This is a genomic window from Stenotrophomonas sp. YJH_SMC_43 (genome assembly GCF_059372535.1).
Map to the genome: position 1 here is coordinate 356,463 of NZ_JCAFVQ010000001.1, position 17,636 is coordinate 374,098.

The following is a 17,636-nucleotide window of genomic DNA, read 5'->3' on the forward strand; positions in this document are numbered from 1 at the left end:
CCGGACCGTCGTATCCACGCATGGCGTGGATCTGCTGTAGAGCCGAGCCGATGCTCGGCTGGCGGGCGCCGGCAACCCAATCGCAGCCGAGCATGGGCTCGGCTCTACAAGTCAGGGAAACCGCAGCTCAACCACGCCGTCATGCGGCAGCGTCACCCGCACCACGTCGCTTTGCAGGTCGCCCTCGCTGCGATTGGCGCTACCAGTCCGCGAGATGCGTGCCAGCACTTCCACCTCGCGATGTGCCGACAGCGGCGCGGTCGGCATCGGGCTGTCAGCGTCGCCCAGCCCGACCGTGGCCGGGAAACCGGCCAGCGGCAGCTTGCGTGCGGCCACCGGCATCGGCGGTCCACCCACGGCGCGGGCCAGCACGAATACCCGGGTGCTGGCCGGCCACTCGGCATTCTCCAGCGCAGGCAGCTGCACGCGTACCTGCAGCAGCGCCGCTGGTGCTGCAGGGGCGGCATCGGGTGCCAGGCCTGCGGCTTCGCGGGCGATGGCGATCTGCGCCTGCAGCGCCTGCGCGGCGCCGGGCTCAAGCCGTGGCAGCAGGCCGCTCCACACATCCGCGGCCTCGGCATTCTTTCCGCGCTGGCGCAGGGCGATGCCCAGCAGCCAGCTGGCGCGCTCGGCATCGGGTGCCTGTGCACGCGCCTGCTGCAACCAGGCCATCGCGGTGTCATCGAACTGCTTGCCGGCATCGGCCTGCGCACGTGCCTGCGCCGCTTCCACCAGCACGCCGGGGTCTTCCGGGGCGAGAGCGGCGGCACGTGCGAAGGCGTCCGCCGCGGCTGCGGCGTTGCCCAGTTCGGCCTGCGACCGGCCCAGCAGCGCCCAGCCATCGGCCCGCTGTGGGTCACGCTCCAGTGCATCCTGCAGGGCCTGCACGCCATCGCGCAGGGTGGCTACCGACGGCGTCGGTTGGACCTGTGCTGCACGCGGATCACCGACCAGCAGATACAGGCAGGCACCGGCCACGCCCAGTGCGAACACGCCGACCACGAAACCGCGACGACCGTGGTGGCGCAGCGGCCACAGCACCAGCGCTGCCATCAGCGCAGCAACCAGACCGGCCAGCACCGGCAGCCAATGGCTCACCATCCGTCTCCTTCATCGGCCTTTCCGGCCGGTGCTGCGCCGACCGTACGGCCACGACGGCGGACAATGCCCAGCACCACCAGTGCGCCGGCGCCGAGCATCAGCAGGGGACCGCCCCACAGCAGCCAGGTGCCCGGCTGCAACGGTGGTTGATAGAGCACGAACTCGCCGTAGCGGGCGACCAGGAACTGCTTGATCTGTGCATCGTCGTGGCCCTGCTGCATCAGCTGCAGCACCTCGCGGCGCAGATCCTGCGCGATCTGCGCGTTGGAATCGGCCAGCGACTGGTTCTGGCACTGCACGCAGCGCAGCTGCGCGGCCAGGTCATGGAAGCGGCGTTCTTCGGCGCCATCGCGGAACTGCAGTGGCTGCGGATCGTGCAGCGGCTGCTGCGCCACTGCGGCCAGCGGCAGCATCAGAAGCAGCAACGCCAGCAGCCAGCGCATGGGCTCAGGGCGCCGTGTGCAGCGTGCTGCCGGCATTGCCTTGGGCCTTCTCGATCTTTTCCAGCGCCGGGATCAGCTTCTCGTCGACTACGCGCTGGGTCATCGCACCGCTGTACTTCCAGCGCACGATGCCGCTGCCGTCGACAAGGAAGGTCTCCGGTGCAGCGGTCACGCCCCAGTCGATGGCGGTGCGGCCTTCAACATCACTGAGCACGACCATGAACGGGTTGCCCAGCTGCTCCAGCCAGTGCAGGGCATCGGTCGGCTCGTCCTTCCAGTTGTAGCCGATCACGCGCACGCGCTTGCTCTCGGCGAAACGGGTCAGCACCGGGTGCTCCTCGCGGCAGGCCGCGCACCAGCTGCCCCATACGTTCAACAGGTAAGGCGCGCCGCGCAGTTCGTCGCTGTGCACGATCATCTCCGGGTCGTGCAGCACCGGCAGGGCGAACGCCGGCGCCGGCTTGTCGATCAGCGCCGAGGGCAGCACGTCGCGCTGCGGATCACCCGATTTCATCACCCCGTAGATCATCAGCCCGAGCAGGCCGAAGAAGAACAGCACGCCGATCACGATGGCTACCGGCGGCAGCGGGCGGGAGGGGCGCGGGGCGGGGGATTCGGACATGGAAACTCCTACGGACGACGGAAACGGCGGTCGGCGGCGGTGATGAATCCGCCCAGGGCCATCAACAGCGCGCCCAGCCAGATCCAGCGCACGAACGGCTTGATGTGGACCCGGACCGCCCATGCATTGTTGCCCAGCGGCTCGCCCAATGCCACGTAGACGTCGCCGTCGAAGCGTGCATCGATGCCGGCCTCGGTCATCACCTGACCACCACTGGCGTACTGGCGCTTCTCCGGATGCAGCAGGGCCAGTTCGCGGCCGTTGCGGAACACCCGCAGGTGGCCCCGATCAGCGATGAAATTCGGACCTTCGCGATGGTCCACGCCCTCGAAGCGCACTTCGTAGCGGCCGACCACCAGTTGCTGGCCAGGTGCCAGCGCCACTTCGCGCTGCACGTTCAGGGCTTCCACCAGCAACGCACCGGCCAGGAACACGGCGATGCCTGCGTGGGCGACGATCATGCCGAGCATCTCGGCGGTGAAGCGACCATTGCCACGCAGGCGCTGCCAGACGAAGCGTGCGGTACCGAATCCGACCCAGGCCGCGGCGGCGACACCGAGACCGGCCTTCCAGCCGTTCTGCGGCGCCTGCCACCAGGCCAGCGCGCCCAGCAGCACCGCCAGCCCCAGCCAGGGCGCCAGCAGGGCGAATGCACGCGAAGGTTGGTCGCGCTGCCACTTCACCAGCGGGCCGAACGGCAGCAGCAGGATCATCGGCGCCATCAGCAGCAGGAACAGGCTGCCGAAGTAGGGCGGGCCGACCGAGATCTTGCCCAGCGACAGTGCATCTGCCAGCAGCGGGTACAGCGTGCCGAGCAGGACCATCGCGCAGGCCGTGGCCAGCAGCAGGTTGTTGGCCAGCAGCAGGGTCTCGCGCGAGGTGGCGGTAAAGCCACGGCGCGGATCGTCGGCGTCCACGCTCAGCTGGCTGGCGCGCAGCGCGTACAGCAGCAGGCTGCCGCCGATCAGCACCGACAGGAATACCAGGATGAACAGGCCGCGCGAAGGATCGGCGGCGAACGAATGCACGCTGGTCAGCACGCCGGAGCGCACCAGGAACGTGCCCAGCAGCGACAGCGCAAAGGCGGCGATCGCCAGCAGCAGGGTCCAGCTGCCGAACGTGCCGCGCTTTTCAGTGACGGCCTGCGAATGGATCAATGCCGCACCGACCAGCCAGGGCATGAAGCTGGCATTCTCCACCGGGTCCCAGAACCACCAGCCGCCCCAGCCCAGCTCGTAGTAGGCCCACCAGCTGCCCAGCGCGATGCCCAGGGTCAGGAAGCCCCAGGCGACGTTGGTCCACGGCCGCGTCCAGCGCAGCCAGCGCGCATCGATGCGCCCCTCCAGCAGGGCCGCCACCGCGAATGCGAACGGAACGGCAAAGCCCACGTATCCGATGTACAGCATCGGCGGATGAATGATCAGCCCTGGGTCCTGCAGCAGCGGGTTGAGGTCGCGGCCTTCCAGCGGCGCCGGGTTCAGGCGCAGGAACGGATTGGAGGTGAAGATCAGGAAGGCGAGGAAGCCGACGCTGACCACGCCCATCACCGCCAGCACGCGCGCCTGTACCGGTGCAGGCAGGTGCCGCGAGAACAGCGCCACCGCGCCGGTCCACAGCGCCAGCACCAGCGCCCACATCAGCAGCGAGCCCTCGTGGGCCCCCCACACCGCCGAGTAGCGGTAGATCATCGGCAGCAGCGAATTGGAGTTCTCGGCCACGTAGCGCACCGAGAAATCCTGCTGCACGAACGCGGCGGTCAGCACCGCGAACGCGCCGGCGAGCAGCAGCAGCTGTGCGAAGGCGGCCGGCCGTGCCACCGCCATCCATGCCGTATTGCTGCGATGCGCGCCGACCAGCGGCAGGCCGGCCTGCAGCAGCGAGGCCAGCAACGCGCACAACAGCAGGATCTGACCCAGTTCGGGCAGCACTCAGCGCACCTCGGGTGCCGTCACCGGCACGTCATGCTTGCGATGGGCATCGCCCATCTTGTCGGCCACTTCCTTCGGCACGTACTTTTCATCGTGCTTGGCCAGCACTTCGTCGGCAACGAAGACACCATCCTGCAGGCGGCCACTGGCGACCACCGCGGTGCCTTCGGCAAACATGTCCGGAAGAATCCGCGACGTGGTCACCGCCAGCTGGGCATCGCCGTCGGTTACTTCGAAACGTGCTTCCAGCGAACCGACCGGGCGGTTGAAGGAGCCCTTCACCACCATGCCGCCCAAGCGGAACCGCGACTGTGCATCGACATCCCCGCGCAGCACTTCCGAGGGCGTGTAGAGGTAGGCGATGTTGCGTTCCAGCGCCATCGCCACCAGTGCGGTGGCCAGCCCGGAGGCGAGCAGGGCCAGCAGTACCCAGGCCAGGCGGCGGCGTTGTACCGGCGTCATCGTTCCAGCTCCGTCGACAGCGGCGCTGCAGCTTCCTGTTTGACGGCGCGGGTCTGCTGCCGCTGCTGGCGTGCCAGCGCCAACCGGCGTGCCATGCGCAGGCGCAGCCACGAACCGATGGCATCGGCGCCGAGCACCAGCACGAACACAGCGTAGGCGCCGATCACATAGGGCAGGTGGGTCATGGCTGGGCCTCCCCGGCCGCGCGTGCGGCATCGACCCGGCCACCGACCCAGGCCTTACCGGCCTCGCGGTCGAGATTGTCGGCGCGGGCCTTGGCCAGCACCGAACCGGCGAACCAGAACTTGGTGCCGATGACCATCCACCACAGTGGCGCGATCATCGCGCTGCTGATCGCCGATTCACCGAACACGTTGATCGACTGGCGCTGATGCAGGCCGCCCCACCAGTCCACCGAATAGCGGATCACCGGCAGCAGGCTGACACCGACGATGGCCAGCAGGCCGGCCGCGCGCGCGGCGCTGCGGCGGTCCTCGATGGCGTGGTACAGGCCGATCACGCCCAGGTACAGGAACAGCAGCACCAGTTCACTGGTCATGCGCGGGTCCCAGTCCCACCAGGTACCCCAGGTACCCTTGCCCCAGATGCTGCCGGTCAGCAGGGTGATCAGGGTGAAGCCGGCGCCCATCGGCGCACAGGCCATGGCCAGGATCTCGCAGACCTTGATCCGCCAGATCAGGGCGATGGCGGCATACAGCGCCATCAGCGCGAACACGAACAGGCTCATCCAGGCACTGGGCACGTGGATGTAGAGGATGCGGAAGCTGTCCAGCTGCTTGGCTTCCGGCGGCACCACCAGCAGCGCCTGCCACATGCCGACCAGCAGCACCGGCACCGCCGCGAGGTAGAACACCCGCGACCAGCGGGCAGCGAATCGGTCGAACGTGGGGGGCGAACCGAGTTGGTGGAACCAGCGGACAATCGGATTCATGCGTGGCGGCTATCCAGCAGGGGTGGATTGGCTCTCAGCTCGGTCAACTCAGAGAAATACGTATTGCAGCGGCGGTGGCCAACGGCGCCAGCACCAGCGCGACCAGCAGGCCGGCGCCCAGCATCAGCAGCGCACCGACCGGATCCTGTCCGCGTCCGGCTGCCGCCAGACTGCCTGCGCCGAACACCAGCACCGGCACGTACAGCGGCAGCGACAGCAATGCCACGAGAATACCAGAGCGTCGGATGCCGACGGTCAGCGCGGCGACCACGCCACCAATCAGGCTCAGCAACGGCGTTCCCAGCAGCAACGATGCCAGCAACATCGGCAGCTGGTCATGCGGCAGATGCAGCATTTCGGCCAGCAGCGGACTGACCACGATCAACGGCAGGGCGGTGGTGGCCCAGTGCAGCAGCACGCGCACCAGCACCAGCCAGGCCAGCGGCACCGGCGCCAGCAGCCATTGTTCCAGCGAGCCGTCTTCGGCATCGGAGCGGAACAGTGAATCCAGCGACAGCTGCCCGGCCAGCAGCACCGCAAGCCACAGCACTGCGCCTGCGGTGGCGGCCAGCAGTTGCGGCTCGCGACCCTGCGCCAGCGCGAACAGCACCACCACCAGCACCGCGAACAGCAGCGGCTGCAGCGCATCGCCGCGGCGGCGCCAGAGCAGGCGCAGGTCGCGCTTGAGCAGGGCGCCCGCGGTCTGCCACAGGCCCGGTTCGGTGCCTGGCGCGATCATGCGGCACCGCCGAGGTCGAGCTGGCGGGTACGCACCGGCGGTGCGGCATAGGCGCCATGGGTGGTGACCAGTGCCGCGCCACCGGCGCGCAGGTGCGCGGAAATCATCCGGTTGACCAGGGTGATGCCCTCCAGGTCGAGGTTGGCATAGGGTTCGTCGAGCAGCCACAGCGGCGCCGGCGACAGCCAGATGCGTGCCAGAGCCAGCCGCCGCTTCTGCCCGGCGGACAGATGCCGAACAAGGGTGTCCTCATAACCGGCCAGGCCGACGATGGCCAGCGCGTTGCCGGGCATCTGCCGCGCACGGCGGCCGTGCAGGCCACACAGGAAGTGCAGGTTCTCCAGCGTGTCCAGATCGGGCTTCAATGCGGGCAGGTGGCTGAGGTAGGCGACATAGCGCGCGCGCTCGGCATTGCCGGCCGGTCGGCCATCGATCTGCACCTGCCCGGCACCGGGCCGGGCCAGGCCGGCCAGCACGCGCAACAGCGTGGTCTTGCCGGCGCCGTTGCCGCCCTGCACCAGCAGGGCTTCGCCGGCGTCCACATGGAAGTCCAGCGGGCCGAACACCGGCTCGTCATTGCGGGAGAAGCTCAGGCCGCTGGCGGCCAGCAATGCAGGGGTGTTCAAGGGGCAAAGGTCTTCATGCCGGAGTGCGGCGGCAATTGTAGCGGTGAATGCTGTCCCGGTAGCGCCGGGCCATGCCCGGCGGCCGCAAGGCATATGCAAAGAGCCGCCGGGCATGACCCGGCGCTACCGGCTGAACCCACAGTCGCAGCGTGGATTTCGTACACTTCTGGGCCTCGTTCCCCCAGATTCCAGGCCGATGCAACCCAACACCAAGCTGCCCAAGGTCGGTACCACGATCTTCACCGTGATGTCCCAGCTCGCCGCCGAACACGGCGCGGTCAACCTGGGCCAGGGTTTCCCGGACTTTTCCGCGCCGCAGCGCCTGATCGATGAGACGGCCAAGGCGATGGCCGCCGGGCTGAACCAGTACCCGCCGATGACCGGCGTGGCGCCGCTGCGCCAGGCCATCGCACAGAAGGCGCTGGACTGCTACGGCGCGCAGGTCGATGCGGACAGCGAGATCACCGTCACCAGCGGCGGTACCGAGGCCATCTTCAACGCCATCCACGCCGTGGTGCGTGCCGGCGAAGAAGTGATCGTGCTCGACCCGGCCTATGACTGCTATGAACCGGCGATCGATCTGGCCGGTGCCAAGGCCGTGCATGTGTCGCTGGATCCGCAGACCTTCGCCGTCGACTGGGACCGCGTGCGTGCGGCGATCACCCCGCGCACACGCATGCTGATCGTCAACACCCCGCACAACCCGTCCGGCGCGATGCTGTCGGCGCAGGACATGCAGGCGCTGGCCGAGCTGCTGCGCGGCACGCAGATCTACCTGATCTCCGATGAGGTTTATGAGCACATCATCTATGACGGCCGCCGCCATGAATCGGCGCTGCGCTACCCGGAACTGCGCGAACGCGCGTTCGTCATCTCCAGCTTCGGCAAGACCTACCACTGCACCGGCTGGAAGATCGGCTATGCGATCGCACCGCCTGCGCTGACCGCCGAATTCCGCAAGGTGCACCAGTACAACACCTTCACCAGTTTCGGCCCGGCGCAATACGGCTTCGCCGCGATGATCCGCGATGAGCCCGAACACCACCTCGAGCTGGGCGCGTTCTACCAGGCCAAGCGCGACCGTTTCCGCGAGCAGCTGTCCAGCACCCGCCTGAAGGCGCTGCCGGTCCCCGGCGGCTACTTCCAGCTGGTCGATTACTCGGCCATCAGCGACCTGCCGGACCACGAATTCGTGAAGTGGCTGACCATCGAGAAGGGCGTGACCGCCATCCCGCTGTCGCCGTTCTACGAGAATCCGCCGGCCGGCCAGCGCCTGGTGCGCCTGTGCTTCGCCAAGAATGAAGCGACCATGGACGCGGCGATCGAACGCCTGCGCCTTCTTTGAGCGGAGCAGTGACCATGCAGGACCTGCGCATTTCCCTCGTCCAGGGCGACACCCGCTGGCATGATCCGGCGGGCAACCGTGAGTACTACGGCGCACTGCTGGCACCGCTGGCCGGCACCACCGACTTGGTGATCCTGCCGGAGACCTTCACCAGTGGCTTCTCCAACGACGCCATCGCCCAGGCCGAAGGCATGGACGGCCCGACCGTGGCCTGGGTGCGCGAGCAGGCCAGGGCCTTGAACGCGGCGGTGATCGGCAGCGTGCAGTTGCGTGATGGCGAAGGCGTCTACAACCGCCTGCTGTTCGCCACGCCCGATGGCAACCTGGAGTACTACGACAAGCGCCACCTGTTCCGTTACGGCGGCGAGCACGAGCGCTATGCTGCCGGTCGCGACCGCCTGAGCGTGGAATGGAAGGGCTGGCGGATCAATCCGCAGGTCTGCTACGACCTGCGTTTCCCGGTGTTCTGCCGCAACCGCTACAACGTGGAGCGTCCGCAGCAGCTGGATTTCGACCTGCAGATCTTCGTTGCCAACTGGCCGTCGGCACGCGCCTATGCGTGGAAGACACTGCTGCGTGCACGTGCGATCGAGAACCTGTGCTTCGTGGCGGCAGTGAATCGCGTGGGCGTCGATGGCAACCAGCTGCATTACACCGGCGACAGCGCGGTGCTGGATTTCCTCGGTCAGCCGCAGGTGGAGATTCGCGAACGCGAACAGGTGGTCACCACCACCGTCTCGGCCGAGGCGCTGGCAGCACACCGCGCGCGCTTCCCGGCCATGCTTGATGCCGATGCCTTCCATCTGGACGAGCAGGCCTGAGCGACGGCCTGAACGACGCCGCACCAGCGCGCGCGCCTGCATTCAACGTGCACGCGCGCGCTGTTAGATTCGCCGCCAGTCCGACCGAACTGGAAGTCCCGCCATGAACAAGCCCTTCGCCCTGCTACTGGCGCTGTCCGCCGCAGCGTTGGCCCCCGCCGCGCACGCTGCCGGCAACCTCGATTGCGAGCTGCGCTACAACCTGTCCGGCTGGTCGTTGATCTACAAGACCGCATCCGGTAATGGCACGGTCACCTGCAGCAACGGCGCCAGCCTGCCGGTGCGCATCCAGATGAAGGGGGGCGGCCTGACCGTCGGCAAGTCGAAGATCACCAACGGGCGTGGCAGCTTCACCGGCGCGGTCAGCGTCAACGAGCTGCTGGGCACTTACGCCTCGGTCGGCGCGCATGCCGGTGCGGTGAAGTCCAGCAACGCGCAGGTGATGACCAAGGGCGACATCTCGCTGGCCCTGTCCGGTACCGGCAAGGGCTGGGACCTGGGCGTGGACGGCACCGCGTTCACCCTCAGCCGGCGCTGAGGCGCGACGGCGCGGCAGTTCCCCAGTTGATGCGGATGTAGTGCTGTTCGGAATCGCTCAACAACCGTTCAACACCGAAACCATTCTTCAGCAACTGTGCGACCACGTCTTCGACGAGCTGCTCGCTGGCCATCACCTGGCTGAAGCCGAACACGACGTAGCGGCGGCCATTTTCCGAGCCGATCTGGATGGCGTTGTCGAGATCGCGGTAGAACAGTTCGATCGGGCGCTTGGCGGCATCGACGTTGGCGCGGGCCTGTTCGGCGGTGATGGTGATCATGGGCATCTGCCTTGTGTGGGAGAGCGCGCACGATAGCCAGGGAATCAAAGCCGTTCCCGGAAGGCGCGCACAGTGCGCTGCTTTTGCAGCAATTCCTAGGCTGCAGCGGGACGCTGCCGCTGCAGCCACAAGGCCAGCAGGCCGCACACGATGAGGGTCGGTGCCAGCAGCTGCACTGCACCGACCAGCGCCATTGCCGCACCGATCAGCAGGTAGTAGAGCAGGCCGAACAGCGCGCCTGCGCTGCCGAGACAGTGTGGATAGCCGCGCAGGGCCTGGCCGAGCACATTGGGAATGGCAAGGCCGAAGCCCGTCACCACCGGCACCATCGCCGCGACCAGGGCAGGGTGATCATGCAGCAGCGCGGCCAGCAGGCCTCCCGTCAGAACCAGTCCTGCGGCGATGCGGATGCGCGTGGTTGTGGCAACGCCTGCACGCAGCAGGCGGCCATTGCCCCACGCGCCCAGTGCCGAGCCCAGTGCCAGCACCGCGCCGCTGGCGCCGAACCAGGTGGCTGGCCAGTGCAGGCGCGCAAACACGAAGGGGCCGAGCACATACCAGCTGTACATCGCCACGTTGAAGGCCATCACCAGCAACGCGTGTGACCAGATCCAGCGATCGCGCAGCAGTTCCCGCAGCAGCGGCAGCATGGGCGTGTGCGGGATATGTGCAGGACGGCTTTCGCGCAGGCCAGCCAGGCATGCGACTGCCAGCAAGGCAGCAACCAGCAGCAGGCCGGACTGTACGCCGGCATAGCCATGGGCGGCGACCAGCAGCGTGCCCAGTGCAAGGCCGATGGCCGGGCTCAGGGCCAGGGCCATGCCGATCCAAGAGAATGCCTGCGCCAACGCTGGACCCTGCAGATGGTCGCGCAGCACGGTCTGGGTCACCACCGAAGCGGCGGCGGCGCCGACTGCGGCCAACGCCTGGGCCAGCAGCACCTGGCCGAAGCTGCCAGCCATCAGCCCACCCAGTGCAGCTACTCCGAAGACGCCGAGGCCACAGAGAAGGGCGGGGCGACGACCGATACGATCGGCCAGGCGCCCCCACAGCAGCACGCCTGCAGCGAAGCCGAACAGGTACAGGCTCATGGCCTGGCTGGCGGCACTCGGCGGCAGGGCGAAGCGTTCGGCCAGATCGGCCAGGGCCGGGCTGTACAGGGTCTGTGCCAACTGCGGAAACATCAGCAGTGCAATGGTGAGCAACAACAGGCGGCGCGACATGCGGGCGCTCCAGGAACAGGGCCGCGCATTGTGGTCGCGCCCGCAATGGCGCACTCTGTCTATCCTGTCATCAGATATATGAAATCAGACATGGCCTGGTTGCAGCCGGATGCGCACTTCGACGCCGATGCCTGGGGCGCTCCGGTGTTGGGGATCGCGGCCTCACTGGCGGATCACGACTCGGGTTGGCACCAACATGCACGCGCGCAGCTGCTGTACACCCGGCAGGGCTGTACGCGCCTGACCTACGGTGATCGCGTCAGCCTGCTGCCGCCCGCGCGCGCGGCGTGGATTCCGGGTGGGCTGCGCCATCGTGCGCAGATGCGCCAGGCAGTCGACTACCGTTCGTTGTACTTCGACGCCACCCTGTCGGCCCAGCTGCCCCGGCAGCCGGCGATCATCGGCGTCGGTCCGCTGCTGCAGGCCTTGCTGGAGCCGATCGCGCAGGCGCCGTTCGACCATGACTGGCAGTCGCCGCGCGCGCACCATCAACTGGCGTTGTGCGTGCTGGAAATCGCCGCTGCACCGGTGGCGCCGATGGACCTGCCTTTACCGCGTGATCCGCGGATCGCACGTTGCCTGCCGCTGGCCGAGCAGCTGCCGCCCGAACTGGGGGAGCTGGCCGCGCGCACGGGCCTGAGCGCGCGTACTGTCGGCCGGTTGATGCAGCGTGATACCGGCATGAGCTACCAAGCCTGGCGCCAGCAATGGCGACTGATGCGGGCCATGGAGTTGCTGCTGCTGGGCCAACGCGTGGCGCATGTGGCGCAGGACACCGGCTTCTCCGCCGAGAGCCCGTTCATCGCCTTCTTCCGCAGCATGACCGGCACCACGCCCGCCGCGTTCCAGCGCCACGCAAAAGGGGACGGAAGGGATTAAGTCGCTTTCGCCTCTTCGACACAGGCCGTGGCAAGAACGACTTAATCCCCTCCGTCCCCTTTTCAACGAAAAACCCCGGCCTGCGCCGGGGTTTTTCATTTCAGGCGTGCCGGTGATCAGCCGCCGCGCGGGCCGCTGCGGCGCGGGCCGCCCGGACCGCGATTGCCGCCGGGGCCACCCGGGCCACGGTTGCTACCCGGACCACCCGGGCCGCGATTACCGCCCGGACCGCGGTTGCCGCCGCCCGGACCGCGACCGCCCGGACGGGCGCCCTGTGCCGGCTTCGGGCTGCCATACGGGTTGAAGCCCGGCGTGGCGTGGTCGGACGGGAAGCTCGGGGCATTGCCCGGATGGCCGTACGGGTGCTTGTTGCCCTGGCCCTGCGAGCGGTTGCCCGCACCGGCCGGACGACCCTGGCCGCCTGCGCCGCCACGGCCTTCACCGCCGAAACCGCCACGGCCCTGGCCGCCACCGGCGCCTGCGCCCGGACCCTTCGGCTTGCCATACGGACGGCCCTGGCCGCCTGCACCCGGACCACGGGCACCGGGGCCACGCGCGCCCGGGCCGGCATTGCGATGGCCGCTCGGGCCGGTGCTCACGCCATCCGGCACGTACCAGGTGCGGAACGCGGCCGGGTTGCCTTCCGGCAGCGAACGATCGTTCTTCTGGGCGCGCTGCTTGAACGGCTTCTGCGACTGCTTGGCTGCCGCTTCACCGCTGACCGTCAGGCCACCCTTGAAGCCGCCGCCCTTGCCGCCGCGACCACGGCCGCGGTCTTCGCGGACGTTATCGAAACGACGCAGCTCGCGGCCCTCGTCGGCGGTGTTGTGGCCGTTGACGTAGGCGTTGCCGCGGCCACCTTCGCGCACGCGCACGGTGGTCTTGGCGGCGCGGCGCTGGCCGATCACCGGCTGCAGCGTCAGTGCCGACGGCGCGCCTTCTTCCAGCTTCAGCTGCGCGCGCAGGGCTTCAACCTGCGTGGTGCCCAGTTCCACCGAATGGCCGCGGGCCAGTTCGCGCGGCAGGCTCACCTTGCCGTAGCGGGTGCGCTTCAGGCGGCTGACCTGGCACCCCTGCGACTCCCACAGGCGGCGCACTTCGCGGTTGCGGCCTTCCTTCACCACGACGCGGAACCAGTCGTGCGAGTCGGTGCCGCCGATGCGTTCGATCTCGTCGAACTTGGCCGGGCCGTCTTCCAGTGCCACGCCACGGGTGAGGCGGTCGACGATGGCGTCGGAGACCTTTTCCTCGCCTTCCGGCGCACGCACGCGGACCACGTATTCGCGCTCGACCTCGAAAGACGGGTGCATCATGGCGTTGGCCAGTTCACCGTCGGTGGTGGCCAGCAGCAGGCCGGTGGTGTTGATGTCCAGGCGGCCGATCGCGATCCAGCGCGCGCCCTTCAGCGGCGGCAGCGATTCGAATACGGTCGGGCGGCCTTCCGGATCATCGCGCGTGGTCACTTCGCCTTCCGGCTTGTTGTAGACCAGCACGCGCGACGGCTCGGCCAGGGCGGTGGCGACGAAGCCACGGCCATCCAGTTCGATCTTGTCGCCACTCTTGACCGACATGCCGGTCTGCGCGACTTCACCGTTGACCTTGACCAGGCCTTCGGCGATGCGCTGTTCCAGCGCGCGGCGCGAGCCGAGGCCGGCCTGGGCCAGCACCTTGTGCAGGCGCTCTTCCAGCTTGAACTGTTCGGAGGTGGCTTCGCGCTTCAGCGAGAGCTTGTTACGGGGGGTGTCACTCATCAGTTTTGCTCCGGCCGACGGTTTCGAGGTCGGCCTCTGGTTCGGAATCGGCTTGGTCAACAGCCACGGTCGTCATCGCGACGGCGTTGTCTTCGCGTTCGTTCACTGGCACCGCGCGCTCGCCCGGCGCGGAATCGGGGTGCCCATCATCGAGGGGCGAAGGTGCTTGCTCATCGATAGCCGCCGCAGGAGCTGCGTCGGCGGAATCGGGGGTGTCACTGCCGGCCAGGCCGGCATCATCGTTCGCGGCAGCGCCTTCGTCGCCGGCCGAGATGTCAGGACCGTCGGCGCTTGCTGCTGCTGGCGCATCGCGGTCCAGGGACAGCTGGGGTTCCAGCTCGCCCAGGTCCTTCAGTTCCGACAGAGGTGGCAGCTCATCCAATCGCTTCAGGCCGAAATAATCCAGAAAGCCCTTGGTGGTGCCGAACAGCGCAGGCTTGCCGGGCACATCGCGGTGGCCGACCACGCGGATCCACTCGCGTTCTTCCAGCGCCTGGATGATGTTGCTGCTGACCGCCACGCCGCGTACCTGCTCGATCTCGCCGCGGGTGATCGGTTGCCGGTAGGCGATCAGCGCCAGGGTTTCCAGGGTGGCGCGGGTGTAACGGGTCTTGCGTTCGGTCCACAGCCGGCTGATCCAGCCATGCACTTCGCCGGTCACCTGGTAGCGGAAGCCGGAGGCGACCTCGACCAGTTCCACGCCGCGGCCTTCGCAGGCTTCGCGCAGGCGTTCCAGCGCGCGTTCGATGCTGCCCGGCGGTGCCGGTTCCTCTTCCGGGAACAGGTCCTTCAGCTGGGCCAGGGTGAGCGGCTGACTGGAGGCCAGCAAGGCACCCTCGACAATGCGGTTGATCAGCAGTTGATCCATCGGCAGTCAGCGCTCACTCGTCTGCATTGGCGGCGTCGTTGTCGTCGAACTCGCTGCTGAACTGCAGCGGGGCATTGGTGTTGCCGGCGGCCAGCGATTTCACGTAGATCGGCGCCAGCGGTTCTTCCTGGACGATGTCCAGCAGCTGTTCCTTGGCCAGTTCCAGCACCGCCAGGAACGTGACCAGCACGCCCAGCTTGCCTTCTTCGGCCGTGAACAGCCCTTCAAAACGATAGAACTTGCCATCTTCCAGGCGTCCCAGCACTTCGCCCATGCGTTGCCGCACGCTCAGTGCCTCACGCTTGATGGCGTGACCGCTGAACAGCTCGGCGCGCTTGAGCACGTCGTGCAGGGCCAGCAGCATCTCCTTCAGGTCCACCGGCGGCGGCAGCTTCACCGTAGCGCGTTCGGGCATGAAGGCATGCGCCACCGTCGTGTCGCGATCCTGGCGGGGCAGGGCGTCGATGTCCTCGGCGGCCTGCTTGAAGCGTTCGTACTCCTGCAGCCGGCGCACCAGCTCGGCGCGCGGGTCGGCCTCATCGCCTTCCTCGCTGACCGGGCGTGGCAGCAGCATGCGCGACTTCACTTCGGCCAGGATCGCCGCCATCACCAGGTACTCGGCGGCCAGCTCGAAGCGCAGCTCGCGCATCACGGTGATGTATTCCACGTACTGCCGGGTGATCTCGGCAACGGGAATGTCCAGGACATCCAGGTTCTGGCGGCGGATCAGGTACAGCAGCAGGTCCAGCGGGCCTTCGAAGGCATCCAGGATGACTTCCAGCGCGTCCGGCGGAATGTACAGGTCCTGCGGAATCTGCAGGACCGGTTGCCCATGCACCACGGCCAGCGGCATTTCCTGCTGCTGTGGGGCGGGCGGCCGGGTTGGCGGGTTCGCGTCGAGCGCGAGTTCGGAAGTCATCTAATGGACATCAGGATTGCAACGGACCAGTCGCGGCACCGGGTTCGCCGGGCCAACGCCACGGAGCCCCAAGGCACCAGACACGCCGGGATCGGCGCGATTCCACACATATCAAACAGCAGGACGCGCCGCAGGAAACGGCGGCGACGGAACTACGGGGAGGTCGTCTACGTGGCCCGGCCAGGTGGACCGGTTTGAAGCAGCGGGACGGTCGTCGGGGGCTGCGTTGGCCGCAAAAACCGACGGGCTGCTGCATCCAGCCACGTGCAATGGAGTCTAGGGTAAGCCTTTGTCGCGCCAGTGTCCAGCCGGGCCGGGGCAGGGGCCGCATTGGCTAGAATCTGCGGACCCGACAACGCAAGCGAGGAAATGCCGGTGTGGTATGTGATCGAAGGGTATGACGGCCAGGATGTGCTGGCGCAGCGGCTGCAGGCGCGGCCGGAACACCTGGCGCGGTTGCACGCGCTGCGCGACGAGGGACGCCTGCTGCTGGCCGGCCCGTGCCCGGCGGTGGACAGTGAAGACCCGGGCCCGGCCGGTTTCAGCGGCTCGGTGGTGATCGCGCAGTTCGAGTCGCTGCTGCAGGCCCAGGCCTGGGCCGACGCCGACCCGTACGTGGCCGCCGGCGTCTACACCCGCGTGCAGGTGCGACCGTTTCGCAAGGTGTTGCCGTGAGCGCGGAACGGATCTCGCGAATGCGTGATGCGCTGCAGCATGCCCTGGCGCCGAGCGTGCTCGAGATCGAAGACGACAGCCATCGCCACGCAGGCCATGCCGGTGCGCGCGATGGCCGCGGCCATTTCAACGTGCATGTGGTGAGTGAACGCTTTGCCGGACTGGGCCCGCTGGCCCGGCATCGCGCGGTGTACGCCGCGCTGGGGGCGATGATGGAGACCGACATCCACGCGTTGTCCATCCGCGCGCAGACCCCGTCAGAACAGGGCTGAGCCCTTGTCCCGCACTGTCCTGGCCGGTCCGCACGGGCCTCGCCGCGGACAGATTTTCATGTCCATTTCGGGACATTCGCCTAACGGACTGTTTACAAGCCCAGATGGAAACGCTTACATTCCGCGCCAATGCTGGTAGGTCCAAGCCGTGGAGGGCGGCTTCGTGAACAAGGCAGCTATCACAATCAAAGACGTCGCTCGCGAAGCCCGGGTCTCCGTGGCCACGGTTTCCCGCGCGCTCAACGGGCATGAAAATGTCGCCGAACCGGTCCGCCAGCTTGTGCTGGAGGTCGCCGCACGGCTGCGTTACACCCCGCACGCCGCCGCCCGCAGCCTGAGCAGCCGCCGCACCAATACGGTGGGCGTGGTGTTGCCGGACCTGTACGGCGAATTCTTCTCCGAGCTGATGCGCGGCATCGACGGGGTGGCCCGCAACCGCCGCCAGCACCTGCTGGTGTCCAGCTACCACGGTGACCAGGAGCAGCAGGGTGCGGCCCTGCGCGCCATGCGCGGCCGTGTTGACGGCCTGCTGGTGCTCTCGCCCTATGCCGAGAGCCCCGGTTTCCTGACCGACAACCTGCCGCAGTCGTTGCCGACGGTGTTGATCAACACCTATCTGCCCGGGCAGGACCACCCGGTGCTGAGCATCGACGACCACGCCGGTGCGATGGCGATGACCCGTCATCTGCTTGACGCTGGCCACCGTCGCATCGCTTTCATTTCTGGCCCGGATCTCAACTTCGACGCGCGCGAGCGCCTGCGCGGCTTCCGTGACGCGCTGGCGGCTTTTGGCGGTGGCGCCGAAGGCATCGAGCTGCCCGGTGATTTCGACGAAGCTTCCGGCCATCGCGCCGGTCAGGAGTTGCTGGCAGCCGGAGCGCTGCCTGATGCCGTGTTCGCCGCCAACGACATGATGGCGCTGGGCTGCCTGTATGCGTTCACGCAGGCAGGGGTCCGTGTCCCGGCCGATGTGGCCCTGGCGGGTTTCGATGATATTCCACTGGCGCGTTTCGTCCACCCGTCGCTGACCACCATGCAGGTCAGCATCGCCGAGCTCGGCGACCGGGCCATGACGCGCCTGCTGCAGTTGATGGACGGCACCTCCACGGACGGGACAGGGGACAAGCAGACCCTGGTTCCCCGCTTGATAGTTCGCGATTCCACCACTCCGCCATCGGGCCGTTGAAGCCAG

The 17,636-nt window shown here is 67.8% G+C and carries 21 protein-coding genes; 7 read left to right on the forward strand and 14 right to left on the reverse strand.

Annotated elements, in window-relative coordinates:
- Positions 1–111: 111 nt before the first annotated feature.
- Genes AC5QAH_RS01650 through ccmA form a run of 9 tightly spaced genes read right to left on the reverse strand, consistent with a single transcriptional unit; the run spans position 112 to position 6,873 of the window.
- Entirely contained in the window at positions 112–1,101 is a 990-nt protein-coding gene (locus tag AC5QAH_RS01650) for a tetratricopeptide repeat protein (protein ID WP_159360390.1), read from the reverse strand.
- Complete coding sequence (locus AC5QAH_RS01655) at positions 1,095–1,544, reverse strand: cytochrome c-type biogenesis protein (RefSeq protein WP_019336393.1); 450 nt, start codon at positions 1,542–1,544, stop codon at positions 1,095–1,097. Before AC5QAH_RS01655 ends, AC5QAH_RS01650 begins: the two co-directional genes overlap by 7 nt.
- A 4-nt stretch (positions 1,545–1,548) precedes the next feature.
- Positions 1,549–2,166, reverse strand: coding sequence for a DsbE family thiol:disulfide interchange protein (locus AC5QAH_RS01660; protein ID WP_005410345.1), 618 nt, complete (start codon positions 2,164–2,166; stop codon positions 1,549–1,551).
- An 8-nt stretch (positions 2,167–2,174) separates the two neighbouring features.
- Positions 2,175–4,094: a heme lyase CcmF/NrfE family subunit gene (locus AC5QAH_RS01665; RefSeq protein WP_019336395.1), complete on the reverse strand. Its 1,920-nt coding sequence runs from the start codon at positions 4,092–4,094 to the stop codon at positions 2,175–2,177.
- Positions 4,095–4,556, reverse strand: coding sequence for a cytochrome c maturation protein CcmE (gene ccmE, locus AC5QAH_RS01670; RefSeq protein WP_100446247.1), 462 nt, complete (start codon positions 4,554–4,556; stop codon positions 4,095–4,097).
- Complete coding sequence (locus AC5QAH_RS01675) at positions 4,553–4,741, reverse strand: heme exporter protein CcmD (RefSeq protein WP_010486686.1); 189 nt, start codon at positions 4,739–4,741, stop codon at positions 4,553–4,555. The genes ccmE and AC5QAH_RS01675 overlap by 4 nt, the downstream gene beginning before the upstream one ends.
- Complete coding sequence (gene ccmC, locus AC5QAH_RS01680; protein WP_010486688.1) at positions 4,738–5,508, reverse strand: heme ABC transporter permease CcmC; 771 nt, start codon at positions 5,506–5,508, stop codon at positions 4,738–4,740. Before ccmC ends, AC5QAH_RS01675 begins: the two co-directional genes overlap by 4 nt.
- A 43-nt stretch (positions 5,509–5,551) precedes the next feature.
- The gene (ccmB, locus tag AC5QAH_RS01685) at positions 5,552–6,247 is read right to left on the reverse strand and encodes a heme exporter protein CcmB (protein WP_006456616.1); all 696 of its coding nucleotides are present in this window, start codon (positions 6,245–6,247) and stop codon (positions 5,552–5,554) included.
- Entirely contained in the window at positions 6,244–6,873 is a 630-nt protein-coding gene (ccmA, locus tag AC5QAH_RS01690; RefSeq protein ID WP_019336398.1) for a heme ABC exporter ATP-binding protein CcmA, read from the reverse strand. Before ccmA ends, ccmB begins: the two co-directional genes overlap by 4 nt.
- 196 nt (positions 6,874–7,069) lie before the next feature.
- Here ccmA and AC5QAH_RS01695 point away from each other — a divergent pair, with 196 nt between their 5' ends.
- The 3 genes from AC5QAH_RS01695 (at position 7,070) to AC5QAH_RS01705 (ending at position 9,577) form a co-directional block, all read left to right on the forward strand.
- Complete coding sequence (locus AC5QAH_RS01695; protein WP_010486694.1) at positions 7,070–8,218, forward strand: pyridoxal phosphate-dependent aminotransferase; 1,149 nt, start codon at positions 7,070–7,072, stop codon at positions 8,216–8,218.
- Positions 8,219–8,232: 14 nt separating this feature from the next.
- Positions 8,233–9,039, forward strand: coding sequence for an amidohydrolase (locus AC5QAH_RS01700; protein ID WP_100446243.1), 807 nt, complete (start codon positions 8,233–8,235; stop codon positions 9,037–9,039).
- Positions 9,040–9,142: 103 nt separating this feature from the next.
- Complete coding sequence (locus tag AC5QAH_RS01705) at positions 9,143–9,577, forward strand: hypothetical protein (protein ID WP_010486698.1); 435 nt, start codon at positions 9,143–9,145, stop codon at positions 9,575–9,577.
- Here AC5QAH_RS01705 and AC5QAH_RS01710 read toward each other — a convergent pair.
- Both AC5QAH_RS01710 and AC5QAH_RS01715 read right to left on the reverse strand, forming a co-directional pair.
- Positions 9,564–9,857, reverse strand: a complete 294-nt coding sequence (locus tag AC5QAH_RS01710) for a hypothetical protein (protein ID WP_043401502.1) — start codon at positions 9,855–9,857, stop codon at positions 9,564–9,566. The genes AC5QAH_RS01705 and AC5QAH_RS01710 overlap by 14 nt on opposite strands.
- 95 nt (positions 9,858–9,952) lie before the next feature.
- Entirely contained in the window at positions 9,953–11,080 is a 1,128-nt protein-coding gene (locus tag AC5QAH_RS01715) for an MFS transporter (RefSeq protein WP_248853727.1), read from the reverse strand.
- A 90-nt stretch (positions 11,081–11,170) separates the two neighbouring features.
- Here AC5QAH_RS01715 and AC5QAH_RS01720 point away from each other — a divergent pair, with 90 nt between their 5' ends.
- Positions 11,171–11,959 (forward strand): AraC family transcriptional regulator, encoded by a 789-nt coding sequence (locus AC5QAH_RS01720; protein ID WP_248853726.1) that lies wholly within the window; start codon positions 11,171–11,173, stop codon positions 11,957–11,959.
- 116 nt (positions 11,960–12,075) lie between these two features.
- Here AC5QAH_RS01720 and AC5QAH_RS01725 read toward each other — a convergent pair whose 3' ends face one another.
- Genes AC5QAH_RS01725 through AC5QAH_RS01735 form a run of 3 tightly spaced genes read right to left on the reverse strand, consistent with a single transcriptional unit; the run spans position 12,076 to position 15,497 of the window.
- On the reverse strand, positions 12,076–13,710 hold the full coding sequence (locus tag AC5QAH_RS01725) for a pseudouridine synthase (protein ID WP_071306023.1): 1,635 nt from the start codon (positions 13,708–13,710) through the stop codon (positions 12,076–12,078).
- A complete protein-coding gene (gene scpB, locus AC5QAH_RS01730; protein WP_019336635.1) occupies positions 13,703–14,578 on the reverse strand; it encodes an SMC-Scp complex subunit ScpB in 876 nt (291 codons plus the stop codon). The genes AC5QAH_RS01725 and scpB overlap by 8 nt, the downstream gene beginning before the upstream one ends.
- Before the next feature lie 13 nt (positions 14,579–14,591).
- A complete protein-coding gene (locus AC5QAH_RS01735) occupies positions 14,592–15,497 on the reverse strand; it encodes a segregation and condensation protein A (protein ID WP_010486714.1) in 906 nt (301 codons plus the stop codon).
- Positions 15,498–15,872: 375 nt separating this feature from the next.
- On the opposite strand from AC5QAH_RS01735, the gene AC5QAH_RS01740 reads away from it, so the two are divergent.
- From AC5QAH_RS01740 to AC5QAH_RS01750, 3 genes are all read left to right on the forward strand, one after another.
- Complete coding sequence (locus AC5QAH_RS01740; protein WP_032129789.1) at positions 15,873–16,172, forward strand: YciI family protein; 300 nt, start codon at positions 15,873–15,875, stop codon at positions 16,170–16,172.
- The gene (locus tag AC5QAH_RS01745) at positions 16,169–16,444 is read left to right on the forward strand and encodes a BolA family protein (protein WP_019336633.1); all 276 of its coding nucleotides are present in this window, start codon (positions 16,169–16,171) and stop codon (positions 16,442–16,444) included. Before AC5QAH_RS01740 ends, AC5QAH_RS01745 begins: the two co-directional genes overlap by 4 nt.
- A 148-nt stretch (positions 16,445–16,592) precedes the next feature.
- On the forward strand, positions 16,593–17,630 hold the full coding sequence (locus tag AC5QAH_RS01750; protein WP_125438023.1) for a LacI family DNA-binding transcriptional regulator: 1,038 nt from the start codon (positions 16,593–16,595) through the stop codon (positions 17,628–17,630).
- The last annotated feature ends 6 nt before the right edge of the window (positions 17,631–17,636 follow it).